We start from the raw sequence: 20,467 nt of genomic DNA, 5'->3' as shown, positions 1-20,467 counted from the left end.
GCTCTTGATCATGCTGATCATCACGATCCCGGTGCAGACGCACGCGGTGAAGCTGGACATGCCGCAGGCGACGCCGCCGGCGACGGACGCACCGCCGCCGCCGTCCGTGGAACTGGAGATCGACTTCGACGGCACGTACATCTGGAACGGCGAGGCGATCAGCCGCGACGTGATGAAGTACCGCTTCCAGCAGGCGGCCAAGGAAGATCAGCAGCCGGAGTTTCACATCCGGCCGAACCGGCTGGTCGAGTACAAGTACGTCGCCGCGGCGCTCGCCGACGCACAGCGTCTCGGCGTCACCAACATCGGCATCGTCGGCAACGAGCAATTGATGTAGCTCCGGTACGGAGCGGGAGGAAAACGATGACCGGCAGGAAAGATCCGCAGCGCACGCATTGCCGCATGAGTCGCCAAGGCACGCGCCTGGCGGTGGCCGCCATTCTGTTGCTCGCGGCGCAGGGGCCGGTGCAGGCCGCGGCGAGCAAGAACGTGCGGCCCGAAGTGGGGCAGCCGCTGCAGGGCGCCCAGAAAGCCCTGCAGGCCAAGAACTACGCGGAGGCGAAGAACGGCATCGCCAAAGCCGAAAGCGTCGGCAAGCTGACGCCGTACGAGAGCTATCTGATCGCGCGCCTCAAGGCCTCGACCGCCATCGGTCTCGGCGATTATCGAAGTGCGCTGGCCGCCTACGAACAAGTCGTCAATTCGCCGGAGCTGGCCGCCGAGGAAAAGGTGCAGACGCTCGACTCATACGTGAAGCTCGCGTACACCGCCAAGGATTATGCGCGCGCGGCGACGGCGATCCAGATGTATCGCGCGGCCGGCGGCAACAACGCGCAGACGCTCGGGCTCTACGCACAATCGCTGTATCTCGCCGGCCGTTACAAGGAAGCGGCCGATGAGCTCACGCGGCAGATCGCTGCCCTCGAACAGGCCCGGCAGCGGCCGACCGACACGCAGCTGCAGCTGCTCGCCAGTTGCGCGCTCAAGCAGAACGACATGAACGCGTATCGCGCGGCGCTCGAGAAGGTCGTGCTCTATACGCCGAAGGCCAGTTACTGGATCGACCTGATCGTGCGCACGGCCGCCAAGCCCGGCTTCTCGCCGAAGCTCGATCTCGACCTCTACCGCCTGCGCAAGGCCACCGGCACCATGGAACAGGCCGGCGACTACATGGACGCCGCGCAGCTGGCCTTGCAGGCCGGCTATCCGAACGAGGCCAAGGCCTTCATCGATGAGGGCTATCGGCGCCAGCTCCTCGGCGCGGGCGCCGACGCCGAACGCCAGCAGCGGCTTCGCACCTTGATCGACCGGAAGCTGGCCGAGGACAAGGCCACGCTGGCCGAAGGCGAGAAGGCCGCCGCGGCGCAGGCCAGCGGCGATCCGCTGATCGCGACCGGCTTCAATCTCGTGACCCACGGCCAGGCCGAGCGAGGCCTGGCGCTGATGCAGCAGGGAATCAAGAAAGGCGGACTCAAGGCGGCGGACCAGGCGAAGCTGCATCTCGGCTATGCGCAGCTGCTGGCCGGCCGCAAGGACCTGGCGGAGCGCACGCTCGCCACCGTGAAGGGGAGCGACGGAAGCGCGGACCTGGCGCGCTTGTGGACCATCAAGATCCGAAGCGGCCAGCCGGTCTGACGCGAGCACCCCTATGGCCGGCGAACTCATCATCGAGACTCCCGCACCCGGCGTACGGGTTGTGGTGCTCAATCGTCCGCAGGCGCGCAATGCGCTGACGCTGGCGCTGCACGCCGAGCTCGACGCGGCCCTGCAAGACTTCGCGCAGGACGACGCGGTGCGCGCCGTGGTGCTGACCGGCGCCGGCGACAAGGCCTTCAGCGCCGGCTACGACATTCACGAGATGAAGCAATGGGACGCCGCGACGCTGGCCGACGCGCAGGCGCGGCGCGAGCAATGGATGTGGTCGCTCGCTACGCATCCGAAGCCGCTGATCGGTGCGCTCAACGGTGCGGCGCATGGCGGCGGCGCGATCATGGCCTCCGCGCTCGACATTCGCGTCGGCAGCCCGGCGTGCGAATTCCGCTTCACGGCCGCCGCCTACGGCTATGCCAACAACAGCTGGCAGCTGGCGCCTGTCGTCGGCTTGGCGAAGGCCAAGGAATACCTGTTCACGGCGCGCCGGATCGACGCCGAGGAAGCGCTGCGCAGCGGCCTCCTGAATCACTGCGTCGCCGCCGGAGCCCTGCTCGCCACCGCGCTCGGCATCGCGGCGGAGATTGCCGCGCATCCGGGCGCCGGTGTGCAGGCCACCAAGCAGCTGCTGCACGACGCCATCGGCGACACCTACCGCAATGCCTACGAGCGTGAAAACGCGCTGATGCATGGCGACCTGCGCCCGGGCCCGCCCAGCGAGATTTTCAAACGGTTTCCGCCGAAGTCGGCGGACGCGCCGCCAGAGGAGAAACGAGATGTCCGCTGAACCCATTGAAGAGACCATGCGCGCTTTCGACCACACGGCGCCGGCGCAGATGAACGATCCGTATGCCATGTACGAGGCGTTCCGCACGCGATGCCCGGTCGGCCGCTCCGGGCAGCACGGCGGTTTCTTCGTCGTGTCGCGATACGAAAGCGTGAAGAAGGTGTTCGAGGACTACAGCACCTTCAGCTCGACGCAGGGCGTCGGCATTCCGCCGCACCCTTACCAGATGTTCCCGATCGATCTCGATCCGCCGCTGCAGACGAAATTCCGCCGCGTGCTGAACCGGCGGTTCACGCCGGAAGCGGTGGCGACCAAGCGCGACGAGATCCAGCGCGTCATCGATGCGCTGATCGACGATTTCATCGAGACCGGCAGCGCCGACCTCGCCGCGCAGCTGGTGCGGCCGCTGTTGCCGCGCATCGTGCTGCCGCTGCTCGGCGTGCCGTCCGAGGCGCGGCAGCAGATGAGCGAATGGATCGAATACATGACGCGCGGGCGGGCGACCGACATGCCCGGCGTCATCAAGGCCGGTGAGGACATCACGATGTTTCTCGGCGGCCTGGTGGCGCGGCGACGTTCGGCGCCGCCGGTCGACGACGTGCTCGGCGCCATGCTGGAGGCGCAGATCGACGGCCGGCCGTTCAGCGACGACGAGATACTGCGCACGCTGCTGATCATCCTGTTCGGCGGCCTGGACACCACCAGTGCGGTGATGCTCGAGTCGCTGCTGCATCTCGCGCGCCATCCGCAGGACAAGGAGCGTCTCAAGTCCGGTGCCACGCCGTGGTCGCTGGCGATCGAGGAACTGGTGCGCTACACCTCGCCGATCCAGGGCCTGCGCCGCACGGTGACGCAGGACACACGCATCGAGGGCCAGGATCTCAAGGCGGGCGACTGGGTGTTCGGCCTGCACGGCTCGGCCAATCGCGACGAGGCGGTGTTCGAGCGGGCCGCGCAGTGTGTCCTGGAGCGTCAGCCGAATCCGCACGTCGCCTTCGGCAGCGGCGCGCACATCTGCCTCGGCCGCAATCTCGCGCGCCTCGAGATCGAGATTCTGCTGAAGACCGTTCTCGAGCGCTTCGGCGATTACGAAGTGGCCGCCGATTTCGCACCCGAGTACCTCGTCGGCGAAGCGCGCGGCATGAAGAGCCTGCCGGTGCGTTTCGTGCCCGCGCAACGCAGCGCGTGGCTCGACGCGAAGCGCCGCTTCACGGCCGAGGACACGTCGTCGCGGCCCTGACGCACGGTCCTCATTCTCTCCCCGCGACGGAGGGCGTCGCCCATTCCGCCGCATTTCGCCGCTGCGGTCGGCAGACGAGAGCCAGGAAAGCTCGAGTCTGCCGACCGCGGGGCGCCTTCAGCGAGTTCAGCATGGTCAAAGTCACCTTCATCGAGCACAGCGGCACGCAGCACACGGTCGAGGCCAAGCCCGGCGACTCGCTGATGCAGACGGCACAGAATCACTCGATTCCCGGTATCGACGCCGACTGCGGCGGAGCATGCGCGTGCGCGACCTGCCACGTGTTCGTCGCCGACGAATGGATCGCGCGCCTGCCGCCGGTATCCGGCAACGAGGACGCGATGCTCGATGTCGTCGAGGAGCGCCGGCGCGGATCGCGGCTCAGCTGCCAGCTGCACGCCGACGCGTCGCTCGACGGCATCGTCGTCAGCCTGCCGGCGAGCCAGCGCTGACGCGCGGCGCAGCTCGGTTCCGAAACCGTACCGGAGACCTCGCATGCCGAGTGTGATGCCGAACGACAGCACCCAGCCCGCCGATCTCGAGCATCTGCTGCGCATCCTGCGCCGGCAGCGCGAGGCATTCGTGGCCGAGATGCCGGTGTCGCGGGCGACCCGCGAAGACCGTCTCGATCGCGCGACGGCCATGCTCCTCGCGCACCGCGAGGCCTTGCTCGACGCGATCATGCAGGACTTTGCGGTACGCGGCCGCGAGTGGAGCCTGATGACGGAAATCTTCCTGCCGGTGCAGCTGCTGCGAACCGCCCGCAAGCGCGTCGGCGAGTGGATGAAGGCGGAGCGGCGTCCGGCGCCGATGCCGTTCAAGCTGTTCGGCGCGCGCGCCGAGATCCAGTATCAGCCGCTCGGCGTGGTCGGCGTCATGGGCGCCTGGAATGCGCCGCTGAACCTGGTGCTGGCGCCGATGGTCACGGTGCTCGCCGCCGGCAACCGGGCGATGCTGTGTCCTTCCGACATGATGCCGGCGAGCACGGCCGCGCTCGACGCGGCGGTCCGCGACTACTTCGACGAGACCGAGCTCGCCGTGATCGGCGGCGGTCTCGAAACCAGCAAGGCATTCGCGAGCCTGCGCTTCGATCACCTGATGTTCACCGGCAGCCCCGGCGTCGGCGCCAAGATCATGGAAGCCGCGGCGCCGAATCTCACGCCGGTCACGCTCGAACTCGGCGGCAAATGCCCGGTGATCGTCGGCGACGATGCCGATCTCGACGAGTGCGCCGGCCGCCTGATCGCCGCCAAGACGCTCAACGGCGGCCAGGCCTGTCTGGCGCCCGACTTGCTGTTCGTGCCGCGCGCCAAGCTGGAGCCGTTCATCGCCAGGCTCGACGCGGCGATGGCGAAGCTCTATCCGGGCTCGGTGCAGAACCGCGACTACTGCGGCCTGGTCAACGAGCGGCATTTTCGCCGTCTCGAAAGCCTCGTCGAGGAGGCGCGGCGTCGCGGCGCGCGCGTGGTTCCGCTCGGCCTCGGCGGACGGACGGGACCCTTGCGCGATGAAGCGAACAAGCGTCTGGCCCTGCAGGCGATCATCGATCCGCCCGAGGGCACGCGGGCGCTGGGCGAGGAACTGTTCGGCCCGGTGCTCGTCGTCATTCCGTACGACGACCTCGACACGCTCTGCGCCGGTCTGCGTCGCCTGGAGAAACCGCTCGGCCTGTACGTGTTCTCGCGCAGCCATGCCTTCGCGCAGGACGTGCTCGACCGCAGCTTCTCCGGCGGCGTGACGATCAACGACGCGATGTTCCATTACAGCGTGCCCGACCTGCCGTTCGGCGGCGTCGGCCGCAGCGGCATGGGCTCGTACAGCTTCGGCATCGAAGGATTCCGCCGCTTCAGTCACGCGCGTTCGGTCTATCGGCAGGCCGGGCCCGCGGCGCTGATGCGCGTGCTGCAGCCGCCGTACGGCAAGCTGTTCGACTTCGCCGTGCGCGGCGGACTCGAAAAGCTGGCCAGGCGCTACGAAAAGACGCCGCGGCGGCGCTCCGCATGAGCGCCTATCGCGCGCCGCTGGAGCAGATGCGCTTCGTGCTGCACGAGGTGCTGGCGGTGACGGACGCGTACGCCGCGATGCCGGGCTACGCGGGTGTCGATCGCGCGCTCGTCGACCAGATCCTCGACGAGGCGGCGGATTTCGCGGCGGGCGTGCTGGCGCCGACGCGCGTCGCCGGCGACCAGGGTTGCCGCCTCGAGGATGGCCGCGTCGCGCTGCCGCCCGGCTTTGCCGACGCTTACCGCGTCTTCGTCGACGGCGGCTGGCCGGCGCTGGCCTGCGCCGCCGAACACGGCGGGCAGGGGCTGCCGATGGTGCTCGCCAACGCGCTGCTCGAAATGCTCAATGCCGCGAATCCGTCCTGGGCCATGTTTCCCGGCATCGCGCACGGTGCCTACGAACTGTTGCGCGCGCACGCGGACGCCGAACTGCAAAGCCGGTATCTGCCGAAGATCGCCAGCGGCGCCTGGACGACGAGCATGTGTCTGACCGAGGCGCAGGCCGGCAGCGATCTCGGCCTTGTGCGCACGCGCGCCGAGCCGCTGGCGGACGGCCGCTACGCCATCAGCGGCGCCAAGCTGTTCATCTCCGGCGGCGACCACGACGCCGCGGAGAACATCGTGCATCTCGTGCTGGCGCGTCTGCCGGATGCGCCGCCGGGCAGCAAGGGTCTGTCGCTGTTTCTCGTGCCGCGGCAGCTGCCGGAGGGCGACGGGCTCGCGGCCGGCAGCAACGGCATCGCCGTCGTCGGTCTCGAACACAAGATGGGCATGCGCGGCAGCGCGACCTGCGCGCTGAACTTCGAGCGCGCGCAGGGCTGGCTGGTCGGCGAACCGAATCGCGGCCTGGCCTGCATGTTCGTGATGATGAACGCCGCGCGCCTAGGCGTCGCGGTGCAGTCGGTCGGCGCCGGCGAACTGGCATGCCAGCTCGCACAAGCCTATGCGGAGACGCGCCTGCAGGGCCGCGGCGCCGGCGACGCCCCGGCCGTGCCGCTGATCGAGCACGCCGACGTGCGGCGCATGCTGATGACGCAGCGCGCCTGGACCCAGGGCGGCCGTCTGCTGACCAGCTGGCTGTCCCTGCAGCTTGACATCGAGGCCGCGCACGCGGACGCCGGCGAGCGCGAGCGTGCGGGCGAGCGGCTTGCGCTGCTGACGCCGGTCGCCAAAGCCTTTCTGTCCGACAATGCGCACGACGTCGCCCATCTCGCGATCCAGGTCCACGGCGGCCATGGCTACGTGTGCGAGTACGGCGTCGAGCAGATCGCGCGCGACGTTCGCGTCTTTTCGATCTACGAAGGCACCAACGGCATCCAGGCCCTCGACCTCGTCGTGCGCAAGCTGCTCGGCGACCGCGGCCTGCGACTGCAGCGGCTGCTCGACGAGATCGATGCCGCATTGCCGCCGTCGGCGCACGGCGATGCGCTGCGCGCGCGCCTGCCGCCGCTGCGCGACGCGCTTCTCGCGCTGCCGCCCGTCGATGCCGCCGAGGTCGCGGTGCACCTGTTACGCGCGCTCGGCCTGCTCGTCGTCGGCTGGCTGCTGCTGCGCGCCGCCGCCGCGGATCGCGGCGGGATGCACGGCGCGGGCGAGGTGGCGGCGTTCTACTTCCGTCACCTGTTTGCGGAATTCGACTACCGGCTCGCCGTGGTGCGCGGCGCGGCACCGCGGGCAGCCGGGATCGCGGCATGAAGCTGGCCACGCTGAAGCTGCCCGCGGCGCTGAGCGCCCTGCAGATCGGCGAGCGCCCGGAGCCGGACGTGACGCCGGGCCGCGTCAAGGTGCGCTGGCACGCCTCCTCGCTGAACTATCACGACTACGCCGTCGTCACCGGCGCCCTGCCGAGTGTCGACGGACGCATTCCGCTGTCCGACGGTGCCGGCGAAGTGGTCGCGGTCGGTGCCGGCGTGCGGGAATGGAAGGTCGGCGATCGCGTCATCAGTGTCTTCTTTCCGAAATGGCAGGACGGCGCGGCGACGCTCGACAACACGCTGACGATGACTGGCGACAGCATCGACGGCTGCGCCGTGCAGTACAGCGTCGTCGAGCCGCAGGCGCTGACGCCGATGCCCGCGCATCTGAGTCCTGCGGAAGCCGCCACGCTGCCGTGCGCGGCGCTGACCGCCTGGCGCGCGCTCGTCGTCGAGTGCGGCATCAAGCCGGGCGACCGCGTGCTGGTGCAGGGCAGCGGCGGCATGTCGATCTTCGCGCTGCAGTTCGCGCGACTCGCCGGCGCCGAGGTATACGCGACCTCATCGCTGCCGGACAAGCTCGAACGCCTGCGCACGCTGGGCGCGCATCATCTCGTGAACTATCGCGAAGACAAGCTCTGGGGCGAGACGGTGCGCCGGCTGTCGGGCGGCGGCGTCGATCACGTGGTCGACGTCGGCGGCCACTCGACGCTGGCGCAGTCGCTGAAGGCGGTGCGCGTCGGCGGCAACATCGTGATGGTCGGTGTGCTCGGCGGTCTGGAAGCGCCGCTGCATATCGGCCGCCTGATCGCCAGGCAGCCGCGCCTGCGGCCGATCGCGGTCGGCAGCAGGGCGATGCAGCTGGACATGTGCCGCGGCATCGAGTTGAGCGGCCTGCGCCCGGTACTGGATCGCACGTTCGCGCTGTCGCGGCTCGTGGACGCGTTTCTCCATCAGGAAAGCGGCCGCCACTTCGGCAAGATCATCATCGACCTCGCCGCCTAGCCGATGAGCGCGGCGGCCCGCATCGCGGCCCGCATGGATGCGGTCGGCGGCTCAGCGCTGCAGGCGCGGAACGGTCAGCTCGATGCCGTCGAGTTCGGCGCTGACCGGGATCTGGCACGACAGCCGCGCATTCGGATTCGGTTCCGGCACGTAATCGAGGATCTCCGCCTCCATGGACGTCTTCGCGGGCAGCCTGGCCAGCCAGGCGTCGGCGACGTGGACGTGGCAGGTGCCGCAGACCATGGAGCCGCCGCAGTCCGCGTCGATGCCCGGCACATTGTTCGAAAGCGCGACGCGCATCATCGACGCCTCCTTGCCGCAGTCGACATCGAAGCGCTTGCCTTCGGCGGTGATGAAAATGGCTCGGGTCATAAGGGTTTCCTGGCGGGGTCCGAAGGCGCATCGCGCCGCTGGGCATTAAATCTAATATTATTATATTTAAGCGCCCGGCGATGGCCAAGCCCCGGCATCGATGCGGCGGCATTGCGCCGCCGCCGGCGGGGCGACGCCGGTCGCGCCCGTGCCGCTGAGGCGCCGACGGCAAGCGCGTGTTTGACGCCGCGCGTCGGCCCGGCTGCATCACGACGGAGTCCAACATGAATTTCGAACTCGATACGACGCAGCGCTTGCTGCGCGACAACCTCGATACCTTCCTCGGCGAGCAGTATCAGTTCGAGGCGCGCCGCAAGGTTATCGTCGGCGAGAACGGCTGGCAGCCGGCGTTGTGGAGACGTTTCGCCGACGAACTCGGCCTGCTCGGCGCCGCCTTGCCGGAGCGTGTCGGCGGCAGCGGCGGCGGTGCCGTCGAGCACATGCTGGTGATGGAGACGTTCGGCAAGGCGCTGGTCGTCGAGCCTTACCTCGAAAGCTGCGTGCTCGCCGCCGGGCTGCTGTCGCGCACCGCGAGCGAGCCGGGCGATGCCTTGCTGAAGCGAATCGCCGACGGAGGCGCCGTCGTCGTGCCGGCGTGGACGGAAGCGCAGGCAGGCGATCTGCGGGCGCGGCGGACGGCGGGCTGCTGGCGCCTCGACGGCGGCAAGGCCGTGGTCGTCGCGGCACCGTGGGCGACGCATTTCATCGCCAGTGCGGCGGTCGAGGGCGCGAAGATCGCCCTGTTCGTCGTGCCGCGTGACACGCGCGGCTTGCAGCTCGTCGTGTATCCGACCTTCGACGGCCGCCGCGCTGCCGATCTGCACTTCGACGCGGTGACACTCGCGAGCGAAGCCTTGCTCGCCGAAGGCGAAGCCGCGCGCACTTCACTTGAACAGATGCTCGATGAAGGTGCCGCTGCGGTGTGCGCCGAAGCGCTCGGCGTGATGACGCGGCTGCAGGCCGACACGCTGGCGTACGTGCGCGAGCGTCGCCAGTTCGGTCAGGCGCTTGCCGAGTCTCAGGTGATTCAGCATCGTCTCGTGGCCATGCATCTGAAGATCGAGCTGGCGCGCGCGGCGCCGGTGATGGCGACGCTGTCGCTGGGCAAGCCGCCGCGCGAGCGCGCGCTCGCCGTCTCGACCGCGAAGATCAGCGTCGCCGAGGCCTGCCGCTTCGTCGGCCAGAACGCCGTGCAGCTGCACGGCGGCATGGGCATGACCGATGAGCTGCCGCTGGGCAGCTACTTCAAGCGCGCGACGGCGATCGAACGTGAATTCGGCGATGTCGACCATCATCTGCGCCGTCACGCGCGCCTGGAGCGCGCGGCGGCTTAGGTTCCTGCACCTGCTTCGTCATTGTGAGCAATGCCGCGGCGGAGCGACGCAGCGCTGTCCGATCCGCTGACGCTGCCGGACGCCTCGCGACGCCCGCCATGGGGGGCGGCGATGAATTCGTTCAAAGCCCCAGCGCTGCCTTGGCGAGAATGTTGTACTGGATCTCGGTCGAGCCGGCGTAGATCGTGGCGGCGCGGTCGTTGAGATAGCGCAGCGGCGCGGCGGCCGCCGCGAGCGGGCCATTCGTCGCATCGGACGCGTGCGGCAGCATCACATCGCCGCCTGGCCGGAAGGCCTGCGGCTGGTAGGCTCGACCGTAGAAACCGGCGGCATCGAGCGCGAGTTCGGTCAGATGCTGGCTCAGCTCGGTGCCGACGATCTTCATGATCGACGCCGCGAGTCCCGGCGAGCCGCCGCCGGCGATCGCCGACAGCGCCTGCAGTTCATAGTGTTCGAGCGTCGTCGCGCGTACGCGCGCGGCGGCCAGGCGCGACGCGAACAGTGGGTCGTCGAGCATGCTGTCGCCGTCCTCGGTACGGACCGACGCGGCGAAACGGCGCAGCTCGTCGAGGCGCAGCTGCGACTCCGGTGCGGAAGCCAGATTGCTGCGTTCGAATTCGAGCTGGAACTTGGCGACTGTCCAGCCGTCGCCGATCTTGCCGAGCACATTGGCCTTCGGCACGCGCACGGCATCGAAGAACACCTGATTCTGGATGTGCTCGCCGGACGACATGACGATTGGCCGCACGCTGATGCCCGGGCTGTGCATGTCGAGCAGAACGAAGGTGATGCCTTGCTGCGGCCTCGATTCGCGCGCGCTGCGCACCAGCGCGAACATCCAGTTCGAGACGTGCGCGTGCGTGGTCCAGATCTTCGAGCCGGTGCAGACGAGATCGTCGCCGTCGTCGATCGCCTGCATCTGCAGGGATGCGAGATCGGAGCCGGACTGTGGTTCGGAGTAACCCTGGCTCCACAGGATGTCGCCGCTCAGCGTGCCGGGCAGGAAGCGCGCGTGCTGTTCCGGTGTGCCGAAACGGATGATCGCCGGGCCGACCATGTGGATGCCAAGCGGCGGCGGCGGTGCGCCGGCGGCCAAGCGCTCGCGCGCGAACAGATAGCGCTGCACGACGCTCCACGCGCAACCACCGTGTTCGCGTGGCCAGCTCGGTGCGCCCCAGCCGCGCGCGGCGAGTTTCTTCTGGAAGGCGATCGAGGCGTGATGGTCCGGATAGACGCTGGTCATCCGCGTGCCGGCGGCGCGCAGCTCGTCGTCGACCGCCTCGGCGAGGAACGCGCGGACTTCATCGCGAAAGGCGAGGTCGGCGGCACTCCAGTCGAGATCCATGCGCGCTTACTCGGCTTTCCAGCGTGGTGCGCGCTTCTGCGCAAACGCCAGCGGGCCTTCGCGGAAGTCCGACGAGCGGAACAGCGCGCGCGCCGCCGGATAGCGCATCTGGTTCCGGTAGGCGTCGGCGAGCGTCGCTTCGTTGTGGCCCTGGCGGACGATTTCCTTCGAAGCGCGGATCGACATCGGGCTGCAGGCGATGATCGCCGCCGCCCAGCGCCGCGCGGCGGCCAGCAGTTCGCCGGCCGGCACCACTTCGTTGACGAAGCCGAGCGACAGGCCTTCCTGCGCCGGTACGCTGCGGCCGGTGAGAATCATGCCCATGGCCTGCTTCAACGGAATCTGCTGTGGCAGGCGCAAGAGGCCGGCTTCGAAGGCGGCGAGGCCGACCTTGGGTTCCGGCAGTGCGAACACTGCGTTGTCGGCGGCGATCAGCAGATCGCAGGCGAGCGCGATCTCGAAGCCGCCGCCCATCGCTGCGCCGTTGACGGCGGCGATCACCGGCTTGTTCAGATCGAAGCGACCTGTGAGGCCGGCGAAGCCCGTCAACGGCGGTGCGAAGCTTTCGCCGCGCGCCATCGCTCTGGCGGTGAACTTCAGATCGTTCCCGGTGCAGAACGCGCGTTCGCCGGCGCCGGTGAGAATCGCTACCCACTGTTCGGGGTCGCGCGCGAAGTCGTCGAAGACTTCGGCGAGTTCGGCATTGGCGGCAGGATGCAGGGCGTTCATCGCTTCCGGGCGGTTCATCGTCACGATCGTCAGCGCGCCGTCGCGCTCGACGGTGCAGTAACGTTTCGGCAGGCTGCGGCGATCGCGCAGCGCGCCGGCTTCCCAGACCGGCAGGCCGAAGGCATCGACGCGCACATGACCCGCCGCGCCGATTGCATTGCGCTCGGTCGACAGCAGCAGCGCCATCGACGGTTCGTCGTCGGCCAGCACCCTGGCCATCAGGCGGCGCTCGTCCGGCGTGCGCAGCACGACGATGCCATGCAGCGGCTCGCCGTCACGTGCGTACAGCACGGTGTAGGTCTCGATGCGCGCGGGGCCCTGGTAATCGTCGACCAGTGCCGGCACCGGACCGCGCAGACGATCGGCTTTCTCTTGCACGGAATAGTCGAGCGCCAGTGCCTGTGACGGCGGCGTGGCACTGATGATCAGTGTGTGATGCTTGTTGACGTAGCCGCCCTGACCGTAGAGCAGGCCGAGCTCCTGCGGCGCGGCGCGCAGCTGGCGTACCATCGCGCACACGGCGTGCGACATGTAGTTGTTGAGCGGGCCACCGAAAAAGGTGAGGCCGCCGGCGACCGTCGGCGTACGCTGCCGCGCATCGAGACCGAGATGGCGCAGCGCCATCTTCGGCACGACCGGGAAGCAGCTGTACAGCTCGAGACGGTCGAAACGCTTCGCGTCGCCGCCGACCAGCGCGACGCTCTGTTCGAGCACCGCTTGCTGCGCGGTGCTGTGCGTGTAGGCATCGCGCTTGAGGTAGTCCGCGGGTTCCTTAGCCGTCGCGCCGCCCCAGATGTGAATGATCCGGTCCTCCGGTACGCCGGCCGCGCGCGCCAGCGCGAGACTGGTGACGATGACGCCGGCCGCCTGATTGACCGACGGATTGGCAACCATCAGTTTCGGATAGGGCCAGTTGATCAAGCGGTTGTTGCCGTCGACGCCAGCGATCGCTTGCGCATCCGGCGCCGTGCGGATCCACGCGTACTCGTTGCCGGCGGCGACCGCCGCGTACTGCGCCCACAGCGCCGCCGATTCCTGTTGTGCCTCGGCCGGCGTCTGGCCCCAGGCGGCCTGCGTCGCCATCTCGTACAGCGGATAGATCTGCGCCGGATCGGTGACGCCGAGTTTCTGCGCAGCCGGACTCAGCTCGAAGCGGCTCGACGGAAACTGCACGGCGGTTTCTTTCGAGGCCGCCGGTGTCCAGTCGAGCTTGACCTTTTCCTTGGCGGCGCGATTGCGCGCGTTCATCGCCTCGCCGCCGACGATGGCGGCGGCCTGCAGCTCGCCGCGCGCAATGCGCACGGCGGCTTCATGGATCAGGCGGATCGGCGTTTCGCCGCCCATGCTGGCGTTGACCTTGCGTGCCGGCGCGATGCCGAGACGCTCGCACAGCAGTGTCACCGGATCGGCGTAGCGCCAGCTGATCAGGCCGATCAGTTCGATCGATTCGACCTTGTGCAGCAGTGCGGCGCCGGCATCGGCCTCCGCCGCGCGCAGCGCACGCTCCATCAGCGCGAGCGGTTCGAGCGCCGCGCTGCTCTGCGCCGGGCGATCGGTGAACTCACCGACGCCGACGATCACGGCGATGCGGTCGGCGGCCAGCCTCGTGTCGGTTTCAGTGCTCACCGGCGTTCTCCCAGACGGTCAGGCCATCGAGCGCCTCGATGCCGCCGTCGAAGGCGAGCAGCGGATTGATTTCCAGCGAGACGAGGTCGGGGCCGAGCGCGAGCGCGGCCTTGCCAATTGCGACGATGACCTTCGCCAGCGACGCGCGATCAACGGCCGGCGCGCCGCGGAAGCCGTCCAGCAGCTTGCCGCCGCGCAGTTCGCCGAGCATGTCGAGCGCGTCGCTTTCGGTGATCGGCAGCAGGCGCAGGCTGGTGTCCTTCAGCACTTCGACGAACACGCCGCCGAGACCGACGGCGATCGACGGACCCCATTGCGGATCGCGCATGGTGCCGACGAACAGCTCGACACCACCGCGCCGCATCGGCGAAACGATAATGCCGTCGATGCGTGCATCGGGCTTCGCCGCCTGCACGCGCTGCATGATCTGCTCGTAGCCGGCGCGCACGGCGTCGTCGCCGCGCAGGTTCAGCAGCACCCCGCCGACCTCGGTCTTGTGCTGGATGTCGGGCGAGGCGATCTTCAGCACGACGGCGGCATCGAGATCGCGGGCGAAGGCCGCGGCGTCGTCGGCCGAGCGCGCGACATGTGCCGGCACGATCGGCACGCCGTGCCGCGCAAGAAAATCGAGGACGGCGCGCTCGCCGTCTGGCCGCTCGCTGCCGGGCTTCAGCGCCATCGGCGGTGCCGGCAGCCGCTCGCGCCAGGCGCCATGCCGCAGCAGATGGCCGAGTGCATGGAGGCCGTGGCGCACGCCGCCGCCGCTGTAGGTGACGCCGAGTTCTTCGGTCAGTGCGCGCGCTTCACCGCTGACGCCGCTGAAGGTGTGACTGAGCATCACGCAGGGTTTTCCGGCGCCGCGAAAGCCTTCGCCGATCTGTGTGATGAAGCGGCGCGCGAAGCCGCGCGCGTCTTCCTTGGCCGGCGCATCGAAAACGAAGCTCAAGGCGGCAATGTCCGGGTCCTGGGCGAGTGCCTTCAGCGAGCGGGCGATCAGTTCCGGCTCGACCATCGCCGCGCCGGTGACGTCGAGCGGATTGTTCGGCGTAGCCAGCGGCGGCAGCACCTCGCGCAGCGCGGCGGCCGTGGCCGGCGCCAGCTCGGGCAGGGCGATGCCTTCCCGATCGGCCTGATCGGTGACGATCTCGCACATGCCGCCCGACATCGCGACGAAGGCCAGGCCCTTGCCGCGCAGCGCGCCAGTGCGCGCGAACAGATCGGTGGTGACGATCAGCTCTTCGAGCGAATGCACGCGCGACAGACCGAGCTTGCGGCACAGCGCATCGAACACGCGATCATTGCCGACCAGCGAGCCGGTATGCGCCTGTGCGGCCTTGGCCGACGCCTCGCTGGCGCCGACCTTGAGCACGACGACCGGCTTGCCGGCGGCGTGCGCGGTGCTGATCGCGCGCTCGAAACGGAGCGGGTCGCGCACCGATTCGAGGAACAGGGCGATGGCCTTGGCCTCCGGCTGGCGGGCGAGATATTCGATGGCATCGGCGACCTGCACATCGGCCTCGTTGCCGGTCGAGATCATGTGCGTGAGGCCGACGCGCTGCTGGTGCGCGAACTGTTCGAGCTGGCTGGCCAGCGCGCCGCTCTGCGAAACCAGCGCGACCTGCGCCTTGCCGCTCGGCCGGCGCAGCTGCGTGGTCCAGATCGGCGTGCCGGCGACGAAGTTGGCGAAGCCGAGACAGTTGGGGCCGAGCATGCGGATGCCGGCCGACTTCGCCTTGTCGGCGATCTGCTGCTGGCGCTGTTTGCCGTCGTGGCCGGTCTCGGCGAAGCCGCCGGAGAGGATCACCACGCCGCCGACGCCGGCGTTCTGCAGATCGTCGAACACCTCGACCATCTTCGATTCCGGAACCATCAGCAGCGCCGCGTCGATCGGTTCGCCGACGGCGGAGCAGGTCGCCGCCGCCTCGCTGCCGAAGATGGTGCCGCCCTTCGGGTTGATCATGTGCACCTTGCCGGAAAAACCGAATCGGCGAAGGTTATCGACCGCAGCGATCGACCAGACCGAACGCTCGGTCGCGCCGACCAGGGCGATCGAGCGCGGATTGAACAGCGCCTCGAGACCCGAGGGCTCGCCGTCCCGGGCTGGTGCGGACCTAGGGCCGTGAGCGTCTGCAAGCGGCGCGGCGGACATGGCGGACAAGGGACTCTCCTGTATCGGCCTCGCGGTGCCCCGACGCCACTGTGCGCCGGGCCGCTTTCCACGGCCGTTGTTTGTCTATTACCATTAGATAATAGGGCGCGGGACGGACAGCGCACAAGACTGACGAGGAGACAGACATGGGCATCAGCAACGCGGAACTGCCGGTCTACCGCATGACCATCGCCGGACAGGCGGTCGACGCGGCGAAGACCATGCCGGTCGTCAATCCGGCCAACGGCGAAGCCTTTGCGCTGGCGCCCGACGCCGGTACCGAGGAACTCGACGCCGCGGTGGCCGCCGCGCAGGCCGCGTATCCGGCCTGGCGTGCGCTGCCGTCGGCGGAGCGCCGCGCGCTGATCGTCAAGGCCGCCGAACGCATCGAGCAGCACGCCAAGGAACTCGGCGCGCTGTTCACCCGCGAGCAGGGCCGGCCGTTCGCCTACGCCAAGCAGGAAATCTACGGTGCCGCGTACTGGCTGCGCGCGATGGCGGCGATCGAGATTCCGGTCGAGATCGCCGAGGACAGCGAGGCGCGGCGCATCGAGGTGTATCACGAGCCGCTCGGCGTGGTCTGCGCGATCGTGCCGTGGAATTTCCCGGTGATGCTGGCGGCCTGGAAGATCGGCCCGGCCCTGGTCGCCGGCAACACCATGGTGCTGAAGCCGTCGCCGTTCACGCCGCTGTGCATGCTGCGCATCGCCGAGCTGTTGCGCGACGTGCTGCCGCCGGGCGTGCTCAACGTGATCTGCGGCGGCGACGCGCTCGGGCCGCTGATGACCGCGCATGCCGGCTTCGCCAAGATCAGCTTCACCGGCTCGACGGCGACCGGCAAGCGCGTGATGGAAGCGGCGGCGCGCGATCTCAAGCGCCTGACGCTGGAACTCGGCGGCAACGACGCGGCGATCGTGCTGCCGGACGTCGATGTCGACGCCGTCGCCGAGGCGTTGTTCTTCGGTGCGTTCTACAACAGCGCGCAGGTCTGCATCGCCACCAAGCGCCTTTACATTCACGACTCGATCTACGACGCCGTGCGTGATCGCCTGCACGCGATCGCGCAGCGCGCCCGGGTCGGCGACGGCATGGACAAGGAAACGCAGTTTGGTCCGCTGCAGAACGCGCCGCAGTACCGCCGCGTCAAGCAGCTGATCGAGGAAACCAAGGCCGCCGGCCATGTCGTGCTCGAAGGCGCCGCGGTGCCGGAGCAGGGCTATTTCCTGCCGCTGACGTTGGTCGACAACCCGCCGGACGATGCGCGCGTGGTCGTCGAGGAAGCGTTCGGTCCGGTGCTGCCGCTGCTGCGCTATCACAGCATCGACGAGGTCATCGCTCGCGCCAACGCCAGCGAATACGGCCTGGCCGGCGCGGTCTGGTCGGCCGACATCGGCCAGGCGATCGAGGTGGCGAAGCGACTCGAAACCGGCACGGTGTGGATCAACCAGAACCTGCAGACGACGCCGCAGGCACCGCTGGCCGGCCACAAGCATTCCGGCGTCGGCGTCGAGAACGGCCTGCCCGGCCTGCTCGAGTTCACCCAGCCGAAGACGCTCTACATTCCCAAAAAAGCAGGCTACAAGCTCGGCTTCTGAGCGGCGCGCCCACGGCCGGAGCGGTCGTTGACGCGGGCGGCCGCGGCGCATAATCTAATAACGTAAGTTAAAAACAGAGCCTTACGATGGCCGACACTTTCACGATTCCAGCGATCAAGGCTTCGGCCGGTCAGTACGAAGCGGCACTGCGTCTGACGCGGCCGGAGATGGCGCACATCGAGCCGTGCACGACCTACGTCGACGCGCGGACCTATCTCGACGATGCGGTGTTCGATCGCGAGCAGACCTCGCTGTTCGGCAAGCTGCCGGTGCCGGTCGCGATCACGCAGGACCTGCCGGGGCCGGGCACCTACAAGAGCATCGAGGTGGCCGGCGTGCCGGTCATCCTGAGCCGCCCCAGGGACGGCGTGGTCAAGGCCTTCCTCAATGCCTGCACGCATCGCGGCACGCGGCTGATCGAGAAGGGCGAGTGCGGTGCCAGCCAGAAGATCAGCTGCCCCTATCACGCCTGGACCTTCAACCTGCAGGGCAAGCTGATCGGCGTGCCTCGCGAGGAGATCTTCGACAGGCTCGAGCGCGACCGCTACCACCTCGTCGAGCTGCCGTGCGCCGAAGCCGGCGGCCTGATCTGGGTCAATCTCGATCGCGGCGCCCGGGTCGATCGCGACAGCATCGGCGCCGAGCTGGTGCACGACTTCGAGTCGATCCGCCTGCCGCAGATGCGCATCTTCAAGACCCAGGAATACGATCTGCAGGCGAACTGGAAGCTTGTCACCGACGCCTTTCTCGAGGGTTACCACGTCACCCGCCTGCACGCGAAGACGCTGGCGCGCTTCTTCGTCGACGCGCCGCAGATGATCGAGCGCATCGGCCGTCATCTGCGCCAGACCTCGGGCAGCCGCCGCGGCTTCTCGGCGGCGGACGTGAAGCAAGACTGGAACGAGCTACGCAAGGCGGTCGTCTACGCGTACATCGCGTTCCCGAACGTCATCGTCGTCACCAGCCCGGTCTATGTCAGCGTCACCATCCTCACGCCGCTCGCCCGCGACCGCACGCTGGCGCGCTACGTGATGCTCGTCGACGAGAACGATCCTTCAGCCGAACTGCTCGGCGTCTACGAGCGCTCGTTCAAGCTGATGGCCGATGCGTTCGGCAACGAGGACTTCAAGGCGGCGGAGCTGAGCCAGGAAGGCTTGCGAACCGGTGCGGTGAAGGCGCTGACGCTCGGTGGCATGGAGCAGGGCGTGCGATATTTTCACGACCTGATCGAGGAGCACAGCGGTGTCGAAGCACCGCGCGGCGGCTGCCGATAGGCCAGCGATCTGGCGTCAGCAAGCGCGGGCAGAGCACCCGCGCGTGAGGAGAGCATGGAGAGTTTCGACTACGTGATCGTCGGGGCCGGTGCGGCGGGTTGCGTGCTGGCGCACCGCCTGTCCGAGGATCCGGCGGTGCGCGTGGCCTTGCTGGAAGCGGGCCCGAGCCAGAAGCATCCGCTGATCGCGATGCCGAAAGGGCTCGGCATCGTGCTGAAGAACCCGAAGTACGTGTGGTCGTTCGTCACCGAGCCGGAAGCGAGCACCGGGGGCAAGTCGGAGCCCTGGGCGCGCGGCAAAGTGCTCGGCGGTTCGACCTCGGTCAACGGCCTGATGTACGTGCGCGGCCAGCCGGCCGATTTCGACGAGATCGCCGCGCAGACCAGCGATGACTGGTCGTGGCAGCACATCGGCGCCGCGTATCGCGCGCTGGAGAACCATCAGCTTGGCGCCGACGCGACCGGCACGCGCGGCGACGCCGGCCCGCTGCGCATCACCTTGTCCGACGAGAAGAGCGCGCTGACCGAGGCGATGGTCAAGGCCGGCGTGCAGATGGGCCTGCCGCTGCGCCGCGATCCCAATGCGCCGGACGGCGGCGAGGGCATCGGCTACGCGGCGCGCAACATTTACGCGGGGCGCCGTCAGGATGCGGCGACCGCGTTCGTCGATCCGGTGCGCTCGCGTCGGAACCTCACCGTCGTCACCGGCGCGCCGGTGCAGCGCATCCGTTTCGAAGGCCGCCGCGCCGTTGCCGCCGAAGTGAACGGCGACGGCGGCCGGCGTGACTATCGTGCCAGCCGCGAGATCATCGTCGCCGGCGGCGCGCTGTCGTCGCCGGCGCTGCTGCAGCGCTCCGGCATCGGTCCGGCCGCGCTGCTGCAGAAGCTCGGCATTGCGCTCGTGCACGACGCGCCGGAGGTCGGCCAGAACCTGATCGAACATCGCGCGATCCTGATGTCGTGGAAGCTGTCGCAGCCACTGTCGCAGAACCCGGACTTCGCCGGCTGGCGCGCGGGCCTGTCGGCACTGAAGTATTTCGTGACGCGGCGCGGCCCGATGGCGGCGGCGACCTATGAGATCGGCGCCTGGCTGAAATCGAGGCCGGAGCTGGCGCGGCCCGATCTGCAGTTCCTGATCGCGCCGTTCTCGCTCGATTTCGAGTCGGATCGCCAGAAGCCCGATCCGTTCCACGGCTTCCACATGGTCGCGTATCCGCTGCGCCCGACCTCGCGCGGCGAGATCAACATCAAGTCGATGAACGTTGCCGAGTCGTCGCGCCTGCGCCCGAACCATCACGCGACCGAGCACGACCGCGAGCTGATGTGCGCGCTGGTGCGCAGCGCGCGTCGCTACGCGGCGCAGCCGGCGCTGCGCGAGATCATCGAGGTCGAGACCTATCCGGGCCCGGACTGCGAGAGCGATGCCGAGATCATCGACGCCTACGACCGCCAGGGCAGCTGCGGTTATCACGCCGTCGGCAGCTGCCGCATGGGTCGCGACGAGCGCTCGGTCGTCGACCCGCAGCTGCGCGTGCGCGGCGTCGAAGGCCTGCGCGTGATGGACACCTCGGTGATGCCGCAGATTCCGTCCGGCAATACCAACGGCCCGACGATGGCGATGGCCTGGCGCGCCGCCGACATCATCCGCCGCGATCGCTGAGAGGC

16 protein-coding genes are annotated in these 20,467 nt (G+C 68.7%); 12 read left to right on the top strand and 4 right to left on the bottom strand.

Going from position 1 to position 20,467, the window contains the following annotated elements; translation table 11 throughout:
- From K344_RS0110925 to K344_RS0110890, 8 genes are all read left to right on the top strand, one after another.
- The coding region (locus K344_RS0110925) for an ExbD/TolR family protein (protein ID WP_028080694.1) at positions 1-337 on the top strand (337 nt) is incomplete at its 5' end.
- A 26-nt stretch (positions 338-363) separates the two neighbouring features.
- Complete coding sequence (locus K344_RS0110920) at positions 364-1,635, top strand: tetratricopeptide repeat protein (protein WP_245586193.1); 1,272 nt, start codon at positions 364-366, stop codon at positions 1,633-1,635.
- 13 nt (positions 1,636-1,648) lie between these two features.
- Positions 1,649-2,437, top strand: coding sequence for an enoyl-CoA hydratase/isomerase family protein (locus tag K344_RS21300; RefSeq protein WP_084197281.1), 789 nt, complete (start codon positions 1,649-1,651; stop codon positions 2,435-2,437).
- Positions 2,427-3,677: a cytochrome P450 gene (locus tag K344_RS21295; protein WP_169729289.1), complete on the top strand. Its 1,251-nt coding sequence runs from the start codon at positions 2,427-2,429 to the stop codon at positions 3,675-3,677. Before K344_RS21300 ends, K344_RS21295 begins: the two co-directional genes overlap by 11 nt.
- 131 nt (positions 3,678-3,808) lie before the next feature.
- Positions 3,809-4,129: a 2Fe-2S iron-sulfur cluster-binding protein gene (locus K344_RS0110905; protein ID WP_028080692.1), complete on the top strand. Its 321-nt coding sequence runs from the start codon at positions 3,809-3,811 to the stop codon at positions 4,127-4,129.
- Positions 4,130-4,172: 43 nt separating this feature from the next.
- Complete coding sequence (locus K344_RS21290; protein WP_169729288.1) at positions 4,173-5,681, top strand: aldehyde dehydrogenase family protein; 1,509 nt, start codon at positions 4,173-4,175, stop codon at positions 5,679-5,681.
- Positions 5,678-7,375 (top strand): acyl-CoA dehydrogenase family protein, encoded by a 1,698-nt coding sequence (locus K344_RS21285; protein WP_051362133.1) that lies wholly within the window; start codon positions 5,678-5,680, stop codon positions 7,373-7,375. The genes K344_RS21290 and K344_RS21285 overlap by 4 nt, the downstream gene beginning before the upstream one ends.
- Entirely contained in the window at positions 7,372-8,379 is a 1,008-nt protein-coding gene (locus K344_RS0110890; protein WP_028080691.1) for a zinc-dependent alcohol dehydrogenase family protein, read from the top strand. Before K344_RS21285 ends, K344_RS0110890 begins: the two co-directional genes overlap by 4 nt.
- Before the next feature lie 51 nt (positions 8,380-8,430).
- On the opposite strand, the gene K344_RS0110885 is transcribed toward K344_RS0110890, so the two are convergent.
- The gene (locus K344_RS0110885; RefSeq protein ID WP_028080690.1) at positions 8,431-8,751 is read right to left on the bottom strand and encodes a 2Fe-2S iron-sulfur cluster-binding protein; all 321 of its coding nucleotides are present in this window, start codon (positions 8,749-8,751) and stop codon (positions 8,431-8,433) included.
- 224 nt (positions 8,752-8,975) lie between these two features.
- Between K344_RS0110885 and K344_RS0110880 the strand changes: the two genes are divergently transcribed.
- Complete coding sequence (locus K344_RS0110880) at positions 8,976-10,085, top strand: acyl-CoA dehydrogenase family protein (RefSeq protein WP_028080689.1); 1,110 nt, start codon at positions 8,976-8,978, stop codon at positions 10,083-10,085.
- A gap of 121 nt (positions 10,086-10,206) precedes the next feature.
- Here the strand turns inward: K344_RS0110880 and K344_RS0110875 are convergent, their stop codons facing one another.
- Genes K344_RS0110875 through K344_RS0110865 form a run of 3 tightly spaced genes read right to left on the bottom strand, consistent with a single transcriptional unit; the run spans position 10,207 to position 15,934 of the window.
- Positions 10,207-11,430, bottom strand: coding sequence for an acyl-CoA dehydrogenase family protein (locus tag K344_RS0110875; RefSeq protein ID WP_028080688.1), 1,224 nt, complete (start codon positions 11,428-11,430; stop codon positions 10,207-10,209).
- A gap of 6 nt (positions 11,431-11,436) precedes the next feature.
- Complete coding sequence (locus tag K344_RS21280) at positions 11,437-13,785, bottom strand: enoyl-CoA hydratase-related protein (protein ID WP_211234521.1); 2,349 nt, start codon at positions 13,783-13,785, stop codon at positions 11,437-11,439.
- A complete protein-coding gene (locus K344_RS0110865; RefSeq protein ID WP_084197275.1) occupies positions 13,775-15,934 on the bottom strand; it encodes an acetate--CoA ligase family protein in 2,160 nt (719 codons plus the stop codon). Before K344_RS0110865 ends, K344_RS21280 begins: the two co-directional genes overlap by 11 nt.
- A gap of 146 nt (positions 15,935-16,080) precedes the next feature.
- Between K344_RS0110865 and K344_RS0110855 the strand changes: the two genes are divergently transcribed.
- From K344_RS0110855 to K344_RS0110845, 3 genes are all read left to right on the top strand, one after another.
- Positions 16,081-17,529: an aldehyde dehydrogenase family protein gene (locus K344_RS0110855; protein ID WP_028080686.1), complete on the top strand. Its 1,449-nt coding sequence runs from the start codon at positions 16,081-16,083 to the stop codon at positions 17,527-17,529.
- An 86-nt stretch (positions 17,530-17,615) separates the two neighbouring features.
- Positions 17,616-18,803 carry an aromatic ring-hydroxylating oxygenase subunit alpha gene (locus K344_RS21275; RefSeq protein ID WP_051362131.1) on the top strand — a complete coding sequence of 396 codons (1,188 nt, stop codon included), beginning with the start codon at positions 17,616-17,618 and terminating at the stop codon, positions 18,801-18,803.
- Between the two features lie 54 nt (positions 18,804-18,857).
- Entirely contained in the window at positions 18,858-20,462 is a 1,605-nt protein-coding gene (locus K344_RS0110845; RefSeq protein WP_028080685.1) for a GMC family oxidoreductase, read from the top strand.
- Positions 20,463-20,467 lie beyond the last annotated feature (5 nt).

It is taken from the genome of Solimonas soli DSM 21787 (assembly GCF_000474945.1).
Taxonomy (GTDB): Bacteria; Pseudomonadota; Gammaproteobacteria; order Nevskiales; family Nevskiaceae; genus Solimonas; species Solimonas soli.
The sequence above is the reverse complement of the archived record's forward strand: the minus strand, read 5'-3'. Positions and strand labels throughout refer to the sequence as shown.